Annotated in this window: 15 protein-coding genes; 8 read left to right on the top strand and 7 right to left on the bottom strand. The window is 66.3% G+C overall.

Annotated features, from left to right (window positions below):
* Positions 1–3: 3 nt before the first annotated feature.
* Both AVO45_RS16760 and deoC read right to left on the bottom strand, forming a co-directional pair.
* On the bottom strand, positions 4–2,337 hold the full coding sequence (locus AVO45_RS16760) for an aldehyde dehydrogenase family protein (RefSeq protein ID WP_068349359.1): 2,334 nt from the start codon (positions 2,335–2,337) through the stop codon (positions 4–6).
* Positions 2,338–2,348: 11 nt separating this feature from the next.
* The gene (gene deoC / locus AVO45_RS16755) at positions 2,349–3,338 is read right to left on the bottom strand and encodes a deoxyribose-phosphate aldolase (protein WP_068349615.1); all 990 of its coding nucleotides are present in this window, start codon (positions 3,336–3,338) and stop codon (positions 2,349–2,351) included.
* 201 nt (positions 3,339–3,539) lie between these two features.
* On the opposite strand from deoC, the gene AVO45_RS16750 reads away from it, so the two are divergent.
* From AVO45_RS16750 to AVO45_RS16725, 6 genes are all read left to right on the top strand, one after another.
* Positions 3,540–4,493: a metal ABC transporter solute-binding protein, Zn/Mn family gene (locus tag AVO45_RS16750; RefSeq protein ID WP_068349357.1), complete on the top strand. Its 954-nt coding sequence runs from the start codon at positions 3,540–3,542 to the stop codon at positions 4,491–4,493.
* Position 4,494: 1 nt separating this feature from the next.
* Positions 4,495–5,301, top strand: a complete 807-nt coding sequence (locus tag AVO45_RS16745; RefSeq protein WP_068349355.1) for a metal ABC transporter ATP-binding protein — start codon at positions 4,495–4,497, stop codon at positions 5,299–5,301.
* A gap of 4 nt (positions 5,302–5,305) precedes the next feature.
* Positions 5,306–6,511, top strand: a complete 1,206-nt coding sequence (locus AVO45_RS16740; protein WP_068349353.1) for a metal ABC transporter permease — start codon at positions 5,306–5,308, stop codon at positions 6,509–6,511.
* Positions 6,508–7,437 (top strand): metal ABC transporter permease, encoded by a 930-nt coding sequence (locus tag AVO45_RS16735; protein WP_068349351.1) that lies wholly within the window; start codon positions 6,508–6,510, stop codon positions 7,435–7,437. The genes AVO45_RS16740 and AVO45_RS16735 overlap by 4 nt, the downstream gene beginning before the upstream one ends.
* A 290-nt stretch (positions 7,438–7,727) precedes the next feature.
* Positions 7,728–9,584, top strand: coding sequence for a DNA mismatch repair endonuclease MutL (gene mutL / locus AVO45_RS16730; protein ID WP_068349349.1), 1,857 nt, complete (start codon positions 7,728–7,730; stop codon positions 9,582–9,584).
* A 57-nt stretch (positions 9,585–9,641) separates the two neighbouring features.
* The gene (locus AVO45_RS16725) at positions 9,642–10,880 is read left to right on the top strand and encodes a DNA recombination protein RmuC (RefSeq protein WP_068349347.1); all 1,239 of its coding nucleotides are present in this window, start codon (positions 9,642–9,644) and stop codon (positions 10,878–10,880) included.
* 3 nt (positions 10,881–10,883) lie between these two features.
* On the opposite strand, the gene AVO45_RS16720 is transcribed toward AVO45_RS16725, so the two are convergent.
* Complete coding sequence (locus AVO45_RS16720) at positions 10,884–11,288, bottom strand: hypothetical protein (RefSeq protein ID WP_068349345.1); 405 nt, start codon at positions 11,286–11,288, stop codon at positions 10,884–10,886.
* A 206-nt stretch (positions 11,289–11,494) separates the two neighbouring features.
* Here AVO45_RS16720 and AVO45_RS16715 point away from each other — a divergent pair, with 206 nt between their 5' ends.
* Positions 11,495–11,812, top strand: a complete 318-nt coding sequence (locus AVO45_RS16715; protein ID WP_068349343.1) for a DUF3775 domain-containing protein — start codon at positions 11,495–11,497, stop codon at positions 11,810–11,812.
* A gap of 104 nt (positions 11,813–11,916) precedes the next feature.
* Here the strand turns inward: AVO45_RS16715 and AVO45_RS16710 are convergent, their stop codons facing one another.
* From AVO45_RS16710 to AVO45_RS16695, 4 genes are read right to left on the bottom strand one after another with little or no spacing between them, the layout of a single operon-like run.
* On the bottom strand, positions 11,917–13,059 hold the full coding sequence (locus AVO45_RS16710; RefSeq protein WP_068349341.1) for a saccharopine dehydrogenase family protein: 1,143 nt from the start codon (positions 13,057–13,059) through the stop codon (positions 11,917–11,919).
* 3 nt (positions 13,060–13,062) lie between these two features.
* Positions 13,063–14,118 carry a saccharopine dehydrogenase gene (locus AVO45_RS16705; protein ID WP_068349613.1) on the bottom strand — a complete coding sequence of 352 codons (1,056 nt, stop codon included), beginning with the start codon at positions 14,116–14,118 and terminating at the stop codon, positions 13,063–13,065.
* 14 nt (positions 14,119–14,132) lie between these two features.
* A complete protein-coding gene (locus AVO45_RS16700) occupies positions 14,133–14,747 on the bottom strand; it encodes a glutathione S-transferase family protein (protein WP_068349339.1) in 615 nt (204 codons plus the stop codon).
* 27 nt (positions 14,748–14,774) lie between these two features.
* Positions 14,775–15,425, bottom strand: a complete 651-nt coding sequence (locus tag AVO45_RS16695) for a histidine phosphatase family protein (RefSeq protein ID WP_068349337.1) — start codon at positions 15,423–15,425, stop codon at positions 14,775–14,777.
* Between the two features lie 199 nt (positions 15,426–15,624).
* Here AVO45_RS16695 and AVO45_RS16690 point away from each other — a divergent pair, with 199 nt between their 5' ends.
* The gene (locus tag AVO45_RS16690) at positions 15,625–16,302 is read left to right on the top strand and encodes a Crp/Fnr family transcriptional regulator (RefSeq protein ID WP_082688853.1); all 678 of its coding nucleotides are present in this window, start codon (positions 15,625–15,627) and stop codon (positions 16,300–16,302) included.
* The last annotated feature ends 11 nt before the right edge of the window (positions 16,303–16,313 follow it).

The raw sequence follows: 16,313 nt of genomic DNA, 5'->3' as shown, positions 1-16,313 counted from the left end.
GCCCTACTCTCCGTAGGGCACCCAGATGTTCTTGACCTCTGTCGTAGCCTGCAGGAAGCGGCGGGTGTGGTCCACGCTCCAGTCAAATGCCGTCGCGTTATTCACCCAGGTCCGTTTCAGGTTCCCGGCCGAGGCTTTCTCGATCTGGCCCGACAGGTCCGACGACGAGAAGGACCAGACCGCATCCACGTTCAGATGCGCGGCCAGCGGTTTGGCCAGTTCCGCGTGGCTGCCGGTCAGGATGTTCACCACGCCGGCGGGCACGTCCGAGGTGTCCAGCACCTGGTAGAAGTCGGTGGCCGCCAGCGGATAGGGCTCGGACGCCACCAGAACCACCCGGTTGCCCATCGCGATCGCCGGGGCCATGGCCGAGACCAGACCCAGCAGCGGCGCCTCGTCGGCACAGAGCGCGCCGATCACGCCCACCGGTTCCTTCATCGCAATCGCCACGCCCCGGATCGGAACGCCATGCACCTGGCCGTCATACTTGTCGGCCCAGGCGGCGGCGGTGAACAGGCGCTGGATCGCGGCCTCGACCTCTTTCGCGCCGTCCCTGCGGCCGGTCATCGCGTCGATGCGATGCGCGAACTCGGCGGCGCGGGCCGAGAGGTTTTCGCCGATGTAATACAGGATCTGCGCCCGCAGATGGCCGGTGGTTTTGGACCAGCCCTTTGCGCCCGCCGCGGCCTCAACCGCGTTGCGCACGTCCTTGCGGTTGGCCAGACCCACATGGCCCAGCAGCCCCGCCTTGCCCCACACCGCGCGGGAATAGCCGCCATCGGGCCGCGCCTGCTTGCCGCCGACATACAGCTTGGCGGTGCGGTCGATGGGGTCGACCGGGCCGCCTTCGCCCACGACAGGTTCGATTTTCGCCAGATGCTTGGTTTTGCCCTTGGACTTGGTATAGGCGGCCAGCCCTTCCCAGCCACCTTCACGGCCAAAACCGCTTTCGCGCACGCCGCCAAAGCCCGCAGCCGCGTCGAACAGGTTGGTGGCATTGACCCAGACCACGCCGGCGACCAGCTTGGGCGCGATGTCCAGCGCAAGGTTGACGTTCTCGGTCCAGACCGTGGCCGCCAGCCCGTAACGGGTGTTGTTGGCCAGTTCGACCGCCTCGGCCGGGGTGCGGAAGGTGGTCGAGACCAGAACCGGGCCAAAGATCTCCTCCTGCATCAGCGGGTCCGAGGGCTCCAGCCCGGTGATCAGCGTCGGCGGGTAATAGCAGCCGTTCTCGGGCAGTTCGCAGGTGGCGCGGTGGACCTGACCGGCGGAGTTGCCATCGACCATCGAGGTGATGGTCTGCAGCTGCACCGGGTCCACCACGGCGCCCACGTCGATGCATTTGTCCAGCGGGTTGCCGACGCGCAGCTTGTCCATGCGGGCGCGCAGCTTGGCATGGAACCGCTCGGCAATGCCCTCCTGAACCAGCAGGCGCGAGCCCGCGCAGCAGACCTGGCCCTGGTTGAACCAGATCGCATCGACCAGACCTTCGATGGCTGAATCGATATCGGCGTCGTCAAAGACGATATAGGGCGACTTGCCGCCCAACTCGAGCGTCAGCGACTTGCCCGACCCGGCGGTGGCCTCGCGGATGCGGCGGCCCACCTCGGTCGAGCCGGTGAAGGCGATCTTGTCCACGTCCGCCTTCACGATCATCTCGCCCACCGCACCGTCGCCGGTGACGATGTTGACCACGCCCTTGGGCAGCCCGGCCTGCCGGCAGATATCGGCAAACAGCAGCGCCGTCAGCGAGGTGTATTCGGCGGGTTTCAGAACCACCGTGTTGCCCATGGCCAGCGCCGGGGCCACTTTCCACGCCAGCATCAGCAGCGGGAAGTTCCACGGGATGATCTGGCCGCAGACCCCCAGCGCCTGCGCGTCGGGCAGTTCGCTTTCCATCAGCTGGGCCATGCCCGCGTGATAGTAGAAATGCCGCTGCACCAGCGGAATGTCGATGTCGCGCGATTCCCGGATCGGCTTGCCGTTGTCCAAGGTCTCCAGCACCGCGAACAGGCGGGCGTGTTTCTGGATCAGCCGCGCGATGGCATAGAGGTAGCGGGCGCGGGCCGGGCCGCCCAGCTTTTCCCATTTGGGCTGCGCCTTGCGCGCGGCGGCGACGGCGGCGTCCACATCGGCCTGCGTGGCCTGGGTCAGCTTGGCCAGAACCTCGCCCGTGGCCGGGTTGCGGCTTTCAAACCCTTTGCCCGGCTTGGTGAAGGCCCCGTCGATGAAATGGCCGAACGCACCGCCCTGATCGCCCAGCCACGCCAGGGCTTCGGCGGCGCTTTCCGGGGCGGGTCCGTATTCCATGGTCTCGAAAATCTCTTTGATTGTCATTGGTCCTGTCCTCAGCCCATCGGGTGCCGGTATCCGGCCGAGTATGCCCCGGTGACGTGATGTTCCAGCTGCCGCTCGATATCGCCCAGCAGCGACGAGGCGCCGAACCGGAACAGGTCGGGCTGCAGCCAGCGGTCGCCCAGCTCGTCCTTGATCAGCGACAGGTAGACCAGCGCGTCCTTGGCCTTGGAAATCCCGCCCGCGGGCTTGTAGCCCACGCGATAGCCGGTGCGGTCATAATAGTCACGGATCGCGCGGATCATCACCAGCGACACGGGCAGGGTGGCGTTGACGCTTTCCTTGCCGGTCGAGGTCTTGATGAAATCGGCGCCCGCCATCATGCAGACCAGCGAGGCGCGCGCCACGTTGCGCAGGCTGCCCAATTCGCCGGTGGCCAGGATGGCCTTTACATGCGCCTCGCCGCAGGCCGCACGAAACGCCTTCATCTCATCATAAAGCGCCTGCCAGTCGCCTTTCAGCACATGGCGGCGCGAGATCACGATGTCGATCTCCTCGGCCCCGGCCTTCACGCTTTCCTCGATCTCGGCCACGCGCAGGTGAAAGGGCGACAGCCCCGCCGGAAAGCCGGTGGACACGGCCGCGACAGGAATGCCGGTGCCCTTCAGCGCGTCCACCGCCGTTTCGATCATGTCATGATAGACGCAGACCGCGCCGGTGGTGATCGGCGGCATGCCCAGGGCCTTCAGCAGGGCGGGCGACACGGGCTGCCGGGCCTTGGCGCACAGGCGCCGCACGCGGCCCTCGGTGTCATCGCCCGACAGGGTGGTCAGGTCGATCATGGTGATCGCCTTCAGCAGCCAGGCTGCCTGATAGTCTTTCTTCACGGACCGGCGACCGGGCAGGGTCGCGGCGCGGCGTTCAATGGCCGAAGTGTTGGCCTGCACCGCTCTCACCCAGTCCAGATCAAGCGCCATGCCAGGGTTCCTGGGCTCGGTCACTTGCGGCAGATGCGCGGTGCGCTCGAGGCTCTGCGTTTCCATCATCGCTTCCTTTGGGAGGTTTGGCGCCAAAATCGCATGAGCTGCGTGTGCATGGCAAGCGGGGAGGGGCGGGTTTCGCGGCAAAATTTGACCGAATGGACAAAAAAACTTTCTTTGTTGCGAATAATTCTCAATTGCATTGACTTGGTTGCGAATGGTTCGCATATTGGTGTTCGAGAAAATCACAAAACGGGATTCGCCATGATTCGTCGCAGCTTTCTGATGGTTCTTGCCCTGGTCGCCGCCGCACCGATGGCGGCCCTGGCGCAGCAGCCGCTCAAGGTGGTGGCGACCACGGGGATGATCGCGGATGCCGCCCGCCAGGTCGGCGGCGATCTGGTCGAGGTCAAGGGGCTGATGGGCCCCGGCGTCGACCCGCATTCCTATCGCCAGACCCGCAGCGACATCGTCGCGATGACCCGCGCCGACCTGGTCCTGTGGCACGGCCTCTACCTGGAAGCGCAGATGGAGGAGTTCTTTCACGATCTGGCCCGCAAGCGCGCCGTGGTCGCGGTGGCCGAGGCGATCGACAAGTCGAAACTGCGCGCCCATGACGACTATGCCGACAAGTATGACCCGCATGTCTGGATGACGCCCGAGCTGTGGCGCGACGTGGTGGTCGAGGTGCAGCGCGCGCTGACCGAACTGCGCCCCGAGGCGGCCGAGACCTTTGCCGCCAACACCGCCCGTCACCTGGCCGAACTCGACCGCCTTGCCGCCTATGCGAAAGAGGCACTGACCAAGGTGCCCGAAAACAACCGGGTGCTGGTCACCGCCCATGACGCATTCGGCTATTTCGGCCGCAGCTACGGCTTCGAGGTGATGGGCATCCAGGGCATCTCGACCCAGTCCGAGGCCGGCCTGAACCGCATCGGCGAACTGGTGGATATCCTCGTCGAACGCAAGATCTCGGCCGTTTTCGTGGAAAGCTCGGTCTCCGACCGCTCGGTGCGGGCGCTGATCGAGGGTGCGGCCGCCAAGGGCCACGAGGTGACGGTGGGCGGCGAGCTGTTCTCGGACGCGATGGGCGAAGAGGGCACCTATGAGGGTACCTATCTGGGCATGCTCGACCACAACATCACCGTGATCGCCGGGGCGCTGGGCGCCGAGGTGCCCGCGCGCGGCATGAACGGCCAACTCTCGGCGGGGTTCTGAGATGACGCTCGAGCTCGCAGCAGATCAAGGCACCCGGATCACGCCGCAGGACGTGGCGCACAGCCCTCTGGCGATCCGGGGGCTGACCGTCTCCTACGGGCAGAAACCGGCGGTGTTCTCGGTGGACATGACGGTGCAGCCGGGCGCCATGACCGCAATCATCGGGCCGAACGGTGCCGGCAAATCGACCCTGCTCAAGGCTGCGCTGGGCATCGTCAAGCCGCTGTCGGGGCAAGTAACGGTCTATGGAAAGCCTCTGGACGACAGCCGCGCCCGCATCGCCTATGTGCCGCAGCGCGCCAGCGTGGACTGGGATTTCCCGACCCGGGTGATCGACGTGGTGCTGATGGGGCTCTACCGCGAACTGGGGCTGCTGGGCCGGGTCCGCGCCCGCCACATCGCCAAGGCGATGGACTGCCTGAACCGGGTCGGCATGCATGACTTTGCCGACCGCCAGATCGGCCAGCTGTCCGGGGGCCAGCAGCAGCGGGTGTTCCTGGCCCGCGCACTGGCGCAGGACGCCGACCTGTATCTGCTGGACGAGCCCTTTGCCGGGGTGGACGCCGCCACCGAAAAGGCGATCATCGCGGTTCTGAAATCGCTGAAACAGGCGGGCAAGACCGTCGTGGTGGTGCATCACGACCTTGCCACCGTGACCGACTATTTCGACCACGTCTTCCTGATCAACACGCGCAAGGTGGCCGAGGGGCCGGTGGACGAGGCCTTTACCGCCGAGACGCTGCAGGCCACCTATGGCGGCCGGCTGGCCACGGCGCAGATCGACCAGATCTCCCGCGCGCTGGGATAAGCCCATGCTGTGGGAGGCCCTGACCCTTCAACTCGGCTACAACGCCACGCTGGTGGCCATCGGCGCCACCCTGCTGGGCCTTTCGGCGGGCGTCACCGGCACCTTCCTGTTCCTGCGCAAGCGGGCGCTGGTGAGCGACGCCATCAGCCACGCCACCCTGCCGGGGGTCTGCATCGCCTTCATGGTCATGGTGGCGCTGGGCGGCGAGGGGCGCAACCTGATCGGCCTGCTGATCGGCTCGGCGCTGTCGGCCTGGGTGGGCCTTCTGTGCATGAACTGGCTGACCCGCCGCACCCGTCTGGCCGAAGACGCGGCGATCGGGGCCATCCTGTCGGTGTTCTTCGGCTTTGGCGTGGTGCTGCTGACGGTGATCCAGACCATGGGCGTGGGGCGGCAGGCGGGGCTCGAAGGCTTCCTGCTGGGCTCGACCGCCGGGATGCTCTGGGCCGACGCGATGGTGATCGCCTTTGGCGGCGCGGCGACGCTGGCGCTGGTCATGCTGATCCGCCGCCCGATGATGCTGGTGGCCTTTGACCCTGAATATGCCGCCGCGCGCGGATTGCCGGTCGCGCGCATCGACCTTGCCATGATGGGGCTGGTGATGGCGGTGACGGTGGTGGGGCTCAAGATCGTCGGCCTGATCCTGATCGTGGCGCTGCTGATCATCCCGCCGGTGACGGCGCGCTTCTGGACCGAGCGGTCCGACCGCGTGGTGCTGATCGGCGGTCTCGCGGGCGGTCTGGCTGGCTATCTGGGTGCGGCGCTGTCGGCCTCGGCTCCGAACCTGCCCACGGGGCCGATCATCGTTCTGGTCAGTTTCGCCTTCTTCGCTGTCTCGTTGCTGCTGGCGCCGGTCCGCGGCGTTCTCGCCGCCGTGCTGCGCCATGCCCGGTTCCAGCGGCGTGTGCACATGCGTCAGGGGCTGCTGGCTTTGGCCCAGGGGCAGACGATCTATGAACCGCTGACCCTGCGCCTGCTGCGCCGCGCCGGCCTGGTGCGGGCCGACGGCGTGCCGACGGATAAGGGCAAGGCCCGCGCCGCCAAGGCGCTGCGCGACGAGAAACGCTGGGAACTGGTGCGTGCCGATCAGGCGCACGAGGCCACCGCCGCGCTCTATGACGGGCTGCGCGATATCGAGACCGTTCTGACCCGCGACCAGATCGAGGAGATCGACCGCCGCATCGGCGGCCCGCAGGGGGTGACGGCATGAGTGGCGAAGAGTTCGTCTCCCTTTCTCTGACCCCGCTGCTGATCGGTATTTTTGCGGCGGTGGCCTGTGCCTTGCCCGGCAATTTCCTAGTGCTGCGCAAGCAGGCCCTGATCGGCGACGCCATCAGCCATGTGGTGCTGCCGGGCATCGTCGTGGCCTTCCTGCTGACCGGCATGATCGCCACCTGGCCGATGATGCTGGGCGCGGCGGGGGCGGCGATTCTGGCCGTGATCCTGATCGAGTCGGTGCGCCGTCTTGGCCGGATCGAGCCGGGCGCGGCGATGGGCGTGGTGTTCACCACAATGTTTGCCGGCGGCGTTCTGCTGTTGGAGCAGACCGACACATCGACCGTGCATCTGGACGTGGAACACGCGCTCTACGGCAATCTCGAAAGCCTGATCTGGCTGGACGCGACCGGCTGGGCCTCGCTGCTCGACCCGCAGGCGCTGGCCGGGCTGCCGGCGGAACTGCCGCGCATGGCGCTGACCATGTGCGTCGTGATCCTGTTCACCTGGGCGCTCTGGCGGCCGCTCAAGATCTCGACCTTCGACGAAGGCTATGCCCGCACCATCGGCATCCGCACCAACCTGCTGGGCCTGATGCTGGTGATGATGGCCGCCATCGCGGCGGTGGCCGCCTTTGACGCGGTGGGCTCGATCATCGTGATCGCCATGTTCATCTGCCCGCCCGCCGCCGCCCGGATGATGACCAACCGGCTGGAACGGCAGGTCGCGTGGAGCGTGGCCTTTGCCGTGGCCTCGGCCGTGTCGGGCTATGTTCTGGCCGGATACGGGCCCCTGTGGCTGGGCGCGCAGGACGCGGTCAGCGCCGCCGGAATGATCGCCACGATGTCGGGGATCATCCTTGCCCTTGCCGCCCTGTTCGGCCCCTGCCGAACTCGCACGGGCGCACCCGGACAGGCCTGACTTGGCGGTTTCCCGCGTCCCGGTTGCCGAGGATCGGCTGAACACCGCCCAGACTGACCCGTGGCCATATTTCTGGTGCACGAAGCCGCCAACTGTGGTGCAACGGGCGACATTCAAGCCGGCTCTATGGAAAGCACCACTCACAACTCGCCCGGCCAGATCCGAAACGCCTGCCGTCAGCACCGCTGGCAGACCTCATCGGATGCGGCCGGGCGACTGCGTTCCGTTCCAGTTAAATCCTCCTCCAAACCGGTGGCAGAATCGCGTTCGTGCGTGCTAGGTATGGGGGTATGTCGCAGGCAAACCCCAATATCGGCGAAAATCGCCCCGTGATCCGGCAACTCGACGAGGCCGCGATCAACCGCATTGCCGCAGGCGAGGTGGTCGAGCGTCCGGCCTCGGCCGTCAAGGAACTGGTGGAGAACGCGATCGACGCAGGCGCCACCCGGATCGCCATCGACATCGCCGACGGCGGCAAGACCTTGATTCGCGTGACCGACGACGGGTGCGGCATCGCGCCCGAGGATCTGCCGCTGGCCCTGTCGCGCCACGCGACCTCCAAGATCGACGGGTCCGACCTGCTCAACATCCACACCTTCGGGTTCCGGGGCGAGGCGCTGCCCTCGCTGGGCGCGGTGGGGCGTCTGACCATCACCAGCCGCGTGCCGGGTGCCGAGGCGGCGCAGATCCGTGTGGCCGGCGGCAAGATGGAGCCGGTGAAGCCCGCCGCCCTGCGCGCCGGCACCGTGGTCGAGCTGCGCGACCTGTTCTATGCCACGCCCGCGCGGCTGAAATTCATGCGCACCGACCGGGCCGAGGCGCAGGCGATCTCGGACACGGTCAAGCGGCTGGCCATGGCCGAGCCCTCCATCACCTTCACCCTGCGTGATGTCTCGGGCGGCGGCGAGGGGCGCGTGGTGTTCCGCGCCGACCGCGAGAACGGAGACCTGTTCGATGCGCTGCACGCCCGGCTGGCCCGCATCCTGGGGCGCGAGTTTGCCGAGAACGCGCTGCGGATCGACGCCACCCGCGAGGGGATCCGGCTTTATGGCTATGCCGCGCTGCCCACCTATTCGCGCGGCGCGGCGGTGGCGCAGTTCCTGTTCGTCAACGGCCGGCCGGTGCGCGACAAGATGCTGACCGGGGCCCTGCGCGCGGCCTATTTCGATTTCCTCAGCCGCGACCGGCACCCGGCGGCGGCCCTGTTCATCGACTGCGAGCCGACGCTGGTGGACGTGAACGTGCACCCCGCGAAATCCGAGGTGCGGTTCCGCGATCCCGGCGTGGCGCGCGGGCTCATCGTCTCCAGCCTGCGCCACGCGCTGGCCGAGGCGGGGCACCGTGCCTCGACCACCGTGGCCAACGCGACCTTGGGTGCGATGCGGCCCGAACCGGCCCCGACGGCGCCCGCGCGGGTCTATCAGATGGACCGGCCCTCGCCCGCGGCGCGGGCCATGGCCTATCAGGCGCAGGCGCCCGGCTTTGCCGATCTGGCCAATGCCTACAGCGGCAGCGTGGTCGAGCCCGTGGCCGAACCTGCGCCGCCCGACCAGACGCCGCCCGAGCATCTGCCCCTGGGGGCGGCGCGCGGGCAGGTTCATGAAAACTACATCATCGCCCAGACTGCCGACGGCATGGTGATCGTGGACCAGCACGCCGCGCATGAACGGCTGGTCTATGAGAAACTCAAGACACAGATGGCCGAGAACGGCGTGGCCGCGCAGGCGCTGCTGATCCCCGAGATCGTCGAGCTGTCCGAGGGCGACTGCGCCCGGCTGCTCGCGGTGGCCGATGACCTGTCGCGCCTGGGCCTGACCATCGAGCCCTTCGGCGGCGGCGCGGTGGCGGTGCGCGAAACCCCGGCCATTCTGGGCGAGGTCAACGCGCGGGCGATGATCCTCGACATTCTGGACGAGTTGGCCGATCAGGGCGAAAGCCAGACGGTGCAGGCCCGGATCGAGGCGATCCTCAGCCGGGTGGCCTGTCATGGCTCGGTCCGGTCGGGCCGCCGGATGCGCGCCGAAGAGATGAACGCCCTGCTGCGCGAGATGGAGGCCACGCCCCATTCGGGCCAGTGCAACCACGGGCGGCCCACCTATGTGGAACTGAAGCTGAGCGATATCGAACGGCTGTTCGGGCGCAGTTGATCCGGCCACCGGTCGGCGGTAGAAAAGAAGAAACAAAACGAGAACAAGTAGGTTGAGATGATCGAGATTGCAGGCAACAGCTATTCCCTGGACGATCCGATGGTGATGGCAGGCCTGATCGGGGCGGGGGTGGTTCTGCTGATCCTTGTCCTGCTGTTCCTGGCCCTGCGCGCCGCCAACCGCTCGGCCCGGATGGCCGAGCCGCTGGCGCAGCAGATGGCGGTGCTTGGCCAGTCGGTGCAGCAGCTCAGCCTCGGGCAGGAGCAATTGCGCGGCGGCTTGCAGCATGTCTCGGACACGCAGGCCAATGCGCAGGTGCAGGTGATCCAGACGGTCGAAGCACGCCTGTCGGCGGTGCAGCAGCACATGAACGACCGCCTGGCCGACAACGCCATGAAATCCGCCCGCGCGCTGGCCGAGATGCAGGAGCGGATGAAGGAAACCCTGCACGGCACCTCGAAACAGACCGCGACCTCGCTGACCCAGCTGCAAGAGCGTCTGGCCGCCATCGACAAGGCGCAGGACAACATCACCAAGCTGTCGGGCGACGTGCTGTCGCTGCAGGACATCCTGTCGAACAAGCAGACCCGCGGCGCCTTCGGCGAGATCCAGTTGAACGACATCGTGTCCAAGGCGCTGCCCTCGGACAGCTACGTGCTGCAGGCGACCCTGTCGAATGGCAGACGCGCCGACTGCCTGATCCGCCTTCCCAACCCGCCCGGTCCGATCGTGATCGACAGCAAGTTCCCGCTGGAGGCCTATGAGGCGCTGGTGGGCGCGGGCAATGACATGGAGTTGAAGGCGGCGGTGCAGATGTTCCGCACCACGGTGCGCAAACACATCACGGACATCTCGACCAAGTACATCCTGGACGGTGAAACCGCCGACGGGGCGCTGATGTTCCTGCCCTCCGAGGCGGTCTATGCCGAACTGCACGCCAAGTTCCCTGAACTGGTGCAGGAGAGTTTCGCGAAACGGGTCTGGATCGTCTCGCCGACCACCTGCATGGCCACGCTGAACACGATGCGGGCGATCCTGAAGGACGCGCGGATGCGGGAACAGGCGGGCGCGATCCGCAAGGAACTGGGCCTGCTGCACAAGGATGTCGAGCGCCTGGGCGACCGGGTGGCCAATCTTGACCGGCATTTCGGTCAGGCGGCCAAGGATATTTCCGAGATCAAGATCAGCGCCGAAAAGGCCGGCCGCCGCGCGCAGCGGCTGGACAACTTCGATTTCGAGGAACTGGCCCCCGAGGACCGCGCCAACGTGGTGCCGCTGGGCAAGACCGAGGGCTGAGGCCTACTGGATCGACAGGTCCAGATTGTAGCCGACGGTCTTGCCGGTATCCCGGTCGTTGCCCATCAGGTAGACGCGGATGGTATAGTCGCCATCCTCGGGCAGGATGATGCGGGCGGTGTTGCCGTCGACCGAGCCGTTGTAGATGGCCACTCCGTCGCTGCCCGGAGGCAAGATGTTGAAATAGATCACGCCGTTGCCGTTGGTGTCGCTGACCTGAAGTTCGGCGAACATTTCCTGCCCGGCTCTGGCGCCCAGTACATGGTCGAAATACTCGTCGCCAGAGATGGCGCCGCTGACCATGGTTCCGAAATTGCCGGGCTGGAATGTCACATCCGCTTTCATCTGCGCAGCCGCGGGAAGGACCGCAGCGAGAAAAAGCAGCGTCGTCAGGGCTCGCGTCAACATTGTGAAAAACCTTTCGTCGATTCCCGAAGCCGAGTCTACCACAGCGAAACCAGCGCTCAGCTTCCCCGCGCTTCTTTCAATCCCGGTCCGGCTGTCGTGTTTCGTTCCGGACTGGCTCTGGCACCACTTGTTTGCTTAAGATCAAGGACGAAAAGTGACTCTGCGGGTTGTGATGGGTCCAAACAAGCGGACAGAGGAGTACGGACATGCTGGAGATTTCGCCGAGAAAGGTGGCGCAGGTGGCCCTGATGGGGCGCGAACTGGGCCGCGCCGAGGGCGAGATGCGTGCCTTCATCGAGCGAATGAGCGAGGATGAGCAGGCGGAACTGGTGGCGATCATGTGGATCGGGCGCGAGAGTTTCTTCCCGGAGGATCTGGAAGAGGCGATCGCAACAGCGCGGGCCGAGGCCTCGACCCCCTGCGCCGATTACCTGATCGGCACGCCGCACCTGTCGGATCATCTGGAAAATGGTCTGGATGCGCTGGGGATCTCGGCCGAGGACGTGGAAAACGACCTGATGTGAGATCGTCCGCGGCGGGAGCGAGGGGCCAGCCCCTCGCGCTCCCCGGAGTATTTTCGAAAAGATGAAGCACAGGGCGCGGTGGGCAAGCCGCGCCCTTTGGTGTGTCAGGCGGTGTGATCGACCACCTGCAGGTGCTGCGCCAGCTTGTCGATCTCGGCCATCCAGGCCTGAACCAGTTTCGGATCGCTGGGCGCGGCGTGGACCCCGGCGGGGATGGCGCGGTTCAGCACCGCTTCGACCGCCAGCGAGACCGGGATCGAGACGAGGCGGGCCATGGCGCTGCCACGCTCGTCGCCCCAGGCGTCCATCACATAGGTCTTGTGCCAGACTGCCTTGCCGTCCTTCTCGGCCTTCAGACCGACGCAGAGCACGACGCGGTCGGGCTCGCCCTCGTCATAGGCGTTTTCGGCCCAGAACTGGTCGGACATTTCCTTGAGCCGCGCCTCGCCCTCGGGGCCTTCCAGCGTTTCGATCTCGCGGAACACGTCCGACCACGCATCCGACCAGCCGTTCAGGCGCAGGGTGCCGCGGACGAATTCCTTGACCGGCCAGTGATCCTCGAAATGGTACTGCTGCATGAAGGGGATCGAGTCGCGGTTGGGATAGACCTCGAAGCTTTCGGGCGTGGGCAGCGGCGCGACATAGGTGCTGATCGCGTCCCACGGCCGGGCCACGTCCAGCGGGGCATAGTCGCGGATCGACCGCGAGGGGGAACGCAACGCCTTGAGCACACCCAGGGGCGACCAGCTGAACTTGTAGCGGAACGGGTTGGGGTTCTTGGGGATGCCGCCGCAATAGGAAATGAAACTCAGATGGTTTTCCGGGTCGAAGGCGTCGGACGCGCGATAGTCGTCCACCAGCGCATGCGCCATCAGGTGGTCGATGCCGGGGTCCAGCCCGACCTCGTTGACCAGCGCGACGCCGGCTTCGCGGGCCTTGTCATCCAGCGCGCGCATCTCGGGCGCGATGTAGGAGGAGGACACGAAATGCGCGCCCTTCTCGATCGCCAGTTCGGCCAGTGGAACGTGCCAGTCGCCCGGCAGCATCGAGACGATCACGTCGCCCTTTTCCAGCACAGCGCCCAGAGCGTCGATGTCGAAGGTCCGGATGTCGTCGGTCAGGTCGCCGACCTCGGCACGGGCCTTTTCGACGGTCCGGTTCCAGACGGTGACCGGATAGCCGGCCTCGATCAGGCGTCGCAGGCCCGGAATGGCCGACAGGCCGGTGCCGCACCAGTGGATGGTCATGGCTCAGATTCCCTTCATGTGAGTTTCGAATGTCGCCCTGGCCCGGCCCCAGACGCCGCTGTCGATGTCGGTCAGCGCAAGCAGCGACGGCAGCAGCTGGGCGGCGTAGTCCTGAGAGCTCTCGACCGGCAGCATCGAGGGCAGGTTGTCGATGGCCATCACGTCCAGCACCGGGTCGGTGGCGACGCGCAGGGCGGGTTCTTCCCAGGTGGTGGCGCGGTCATAGACCGGCACCGGGTTGTAGTCGCTGTCGGGGTCACAGGCCACGTCGCCGATGGCGGTCAGCCGGCGCGGGGCGGTCAGGGCCTCGCGCGGGACGAAGACCGGGGTTCCCGGCCGCGCGAAGATGCAGTTGAGGAAGATGTCGTGTTCCAGGATTTCCGGGAACGGCCCGCCATGGGCGGTCTCCGCCATGTCCCACTTGGTCACCTCGACCCCCATCGCCTCGCACAGGTCCGAGGCCCCGGTGCCGACCCGGCCCAGAGCGCCGATCACGATGGCGCGGGGGCGGGGGGCGCCGGTGGCGTCGAGTTCGGCCAGAAGTTCGGCGTTCAGCGCGTCCTTGCCGGGATAGACACCGACGGGGCCGCAGATCTCGCCGCGCTGCTGCGCCGCCCAGGTCTTGAGCGTCACCGCCGCGCCCGCGTAGCCCGCCCAATAGCCGAAGGCCGCGACCCGCCGCCCATTCTCGTCCACCAGGTACTCCAAATCATACAGCGTGCCGCCGCCGGCCTTGAACCGCTCCAGAAGCTTGCGGCCCGAATGCTGGCCCTTGAAGGCATGGCCGAACATGATGTGGCGGTGCGGCAGGGGCGTGCCGTCCTCGGGCAGTTCCTTGAGGCCGAAGATGATCGCGTCCAACGGCGCCTCCGGCCAGCTGTTTTCGGGCGCGATCTCGCAGCCCGCTGCGCGGTAGCCGTCGATCGGGATGGCGCGGACATGGCTCTCCTCGACCGTCACGCGGATGCCGGCCGCGATCAGTTGCGCCGCACCCTCGGGCGTCAGCCCCACCCGTTCCTCGTTCGGGCGCTGTTCGGCCCGGACCCAGAGATGTGTCATCATTCGTCCTTCTGTCAGAGCATCCCGGCGGCCTTGACCGCCTGAACCGAGGCGCGCGCCTCCATGGCCTCGCGGAATGCGGAAATCTTGTCAAAACCCGAAACATCGACCTTGTCGCCCTCGAGCCAGCTGCACACCACGTAAAGATACGGGTCGGCAAGGCTGAACCTTTCGCCCAGCACGAACGGTCCCCGCAGGCCGCTGGCCTCGATATACCTGCAGGAGGCGGTCATGGTCTGGGGCACCTTGGCCGCCATGTCCTTCCAGCTGGATTTCCTGTCGGCCCAGCGGGCCCCGCGCATCTTGTGCGCGTGGTTCACATGCATCGTCGAGGCGAGGTAGTACATCACCTCGCGCATCCGCGCCGCCAGCAGCGGGTCGTCGGGGACAAGCCCCGCCTCGGGCGCCTTGGCCGCGATGTACTCCAGCAGGGCGCCGGTCTCGGTCAGGATCCCGCCATCGACCACCAGCGCCGGAACGCGGCCCTTGGGATTGATCTGCCTGTAGCCCGGCCCGGTCTGCTCGGCGCTGGCGAAATCGATGCGGACCGGCTGATATTCCAGCCCCGCCTCTTCCAGCGTGATGGCGACCGCCACCGAGATCGTGTTGGGGGCATAGTAAAGCTGCATCGGCGGTCTCCGTCGGCGATGGGCGGGTTACAAATGGGTCTGCGCGAATTGCCGCTCGGGCGCTTCCAGATGCGGCACCGCATTGAACAGAACCGGGCTCAGGTGGTCTCCGATCGGGTAGAGACGATGCATCGACGTGTTCATGATGGCAAGGGCGACCCGCGCCATCGCCGGGATGTCCAGCCCCAGCGCCTGCCGCACCACCATCGAGATCAGCGCCCCCGAGGTGACGACGATCGCCGGGCCGCCCTCGGTGCCGATCTCGCGCAGCGCCTCGGACACCCGCGATTCGAACTGGGCGAAGGTCTCGGGCGGATTCGCGATCTCGCCACGGGCCCAGGCCTCGAAGGTCATCGGCAGGTGCCGGACGAATCCCTCGCGGTCCTGCGGGATGGTGATGCCGTGCTGTTCCTCGTACAGCTTGGCCAGGGTGAAATACTGAATCTCGTTCAGGCGCGGATCCTGCACCGGGTTTTCCAGCCCCATGCTGGTGGCTGTTTCCACGTGGCGGGTGAGGGTGCCGCAGTAGATTCGCGGATGGTGCGCGCGGGTTTCCTGCAGATGCGCGCCCAGCCAGCGCGACTGCTGGTGACCCAGATCGCTGAGGCGGTCGTAGTTCTCTTCGTCGCGCGCCTCGGTATTGGCCTGACCGTGGCGAACCAGTGTGATGTGGGACATGGGCTGCTCCTCTTGAGGGCAAGTCTTAGGGCAGGTTTCGGGCGGGTGCCAGAGGGGTTCGACGTCGCAGAATGTCAAACTTTCCGGTCGCCACCCGGGGCGCCGGCGTCGAAAAGAAAATTCAGCCGTCTTGATCTGGCTCAACTTTTTTGTCTCGAACTGAGTGTAGGCATGAGGCTCGATTGGGAGCGCGAAACACATGTCTATGGCAATCACGGATACAACACTGTTCGAGCAGTTGTCCCAAAAGGTCAGGGACTGCCTGCTGTCCAAGGCCCGGGTGCAGGAATTTGACCGCGGGGCAACGATCTGCCTGCAGGGCGAGCCGACGAAGACCATGAAGGTGGTGCAGTCGGGTTGGGTCAAACTCTACCGCGTGTCGCCGAATGGCGGCGAAGCGGTGCTGGCCACGCTTTCGGAAGGGCAGAGTTTCAACGAGATCTCCGCGTTGCAGGGCCGTCGCAGCCCGACCTCGGCCGAAGCCGTCAGCGATTGCGCGATCCTGAACATTGATCTGGCCAACGTCCTGGCTTGCCCGGATGCTTACCGCGAAGTGACTCAGGCGGTGCTGTCGGCGGCATCGAACCACATCGACGCGCTGCTCGACGATATCGAACAGCTCAAGGTCAAGACCGGTGCGCAGCGCCTGTCGGATTACCTGCTCAGCCTGAGCGAGGCCGAGAGCGGCCTGAACGAGATCGTCCTGCCCTTCGAAAAAACCCTGCTGGCGGGCAAGCTCGGGATGAAGCCCGAAAGCCTGTCGCGCGCCTTTGGCCGCCTCAAGCGCTATGGCGTCACCAGCAACAGGGGGCATGTCCGCATCAATGATGTTTCCGTGCTCCGGTCCTATGCCGAACAAGACAGCGCCTGCGCCTAATGGGCATAATG

The organism is Ruegeria marisrubri (genome assembly GCF_001507595.1).
Classification (GTDB): Bacteria; Pseudomonadota; Alphaproteobacteria; order Rhodobacterales; family Rhodobacteraceae; genus Ruegeria; species Ruegeria marisrubri.
This window is presented reverse-complemented; position numbering and strand designations above follow the sequence as displayed.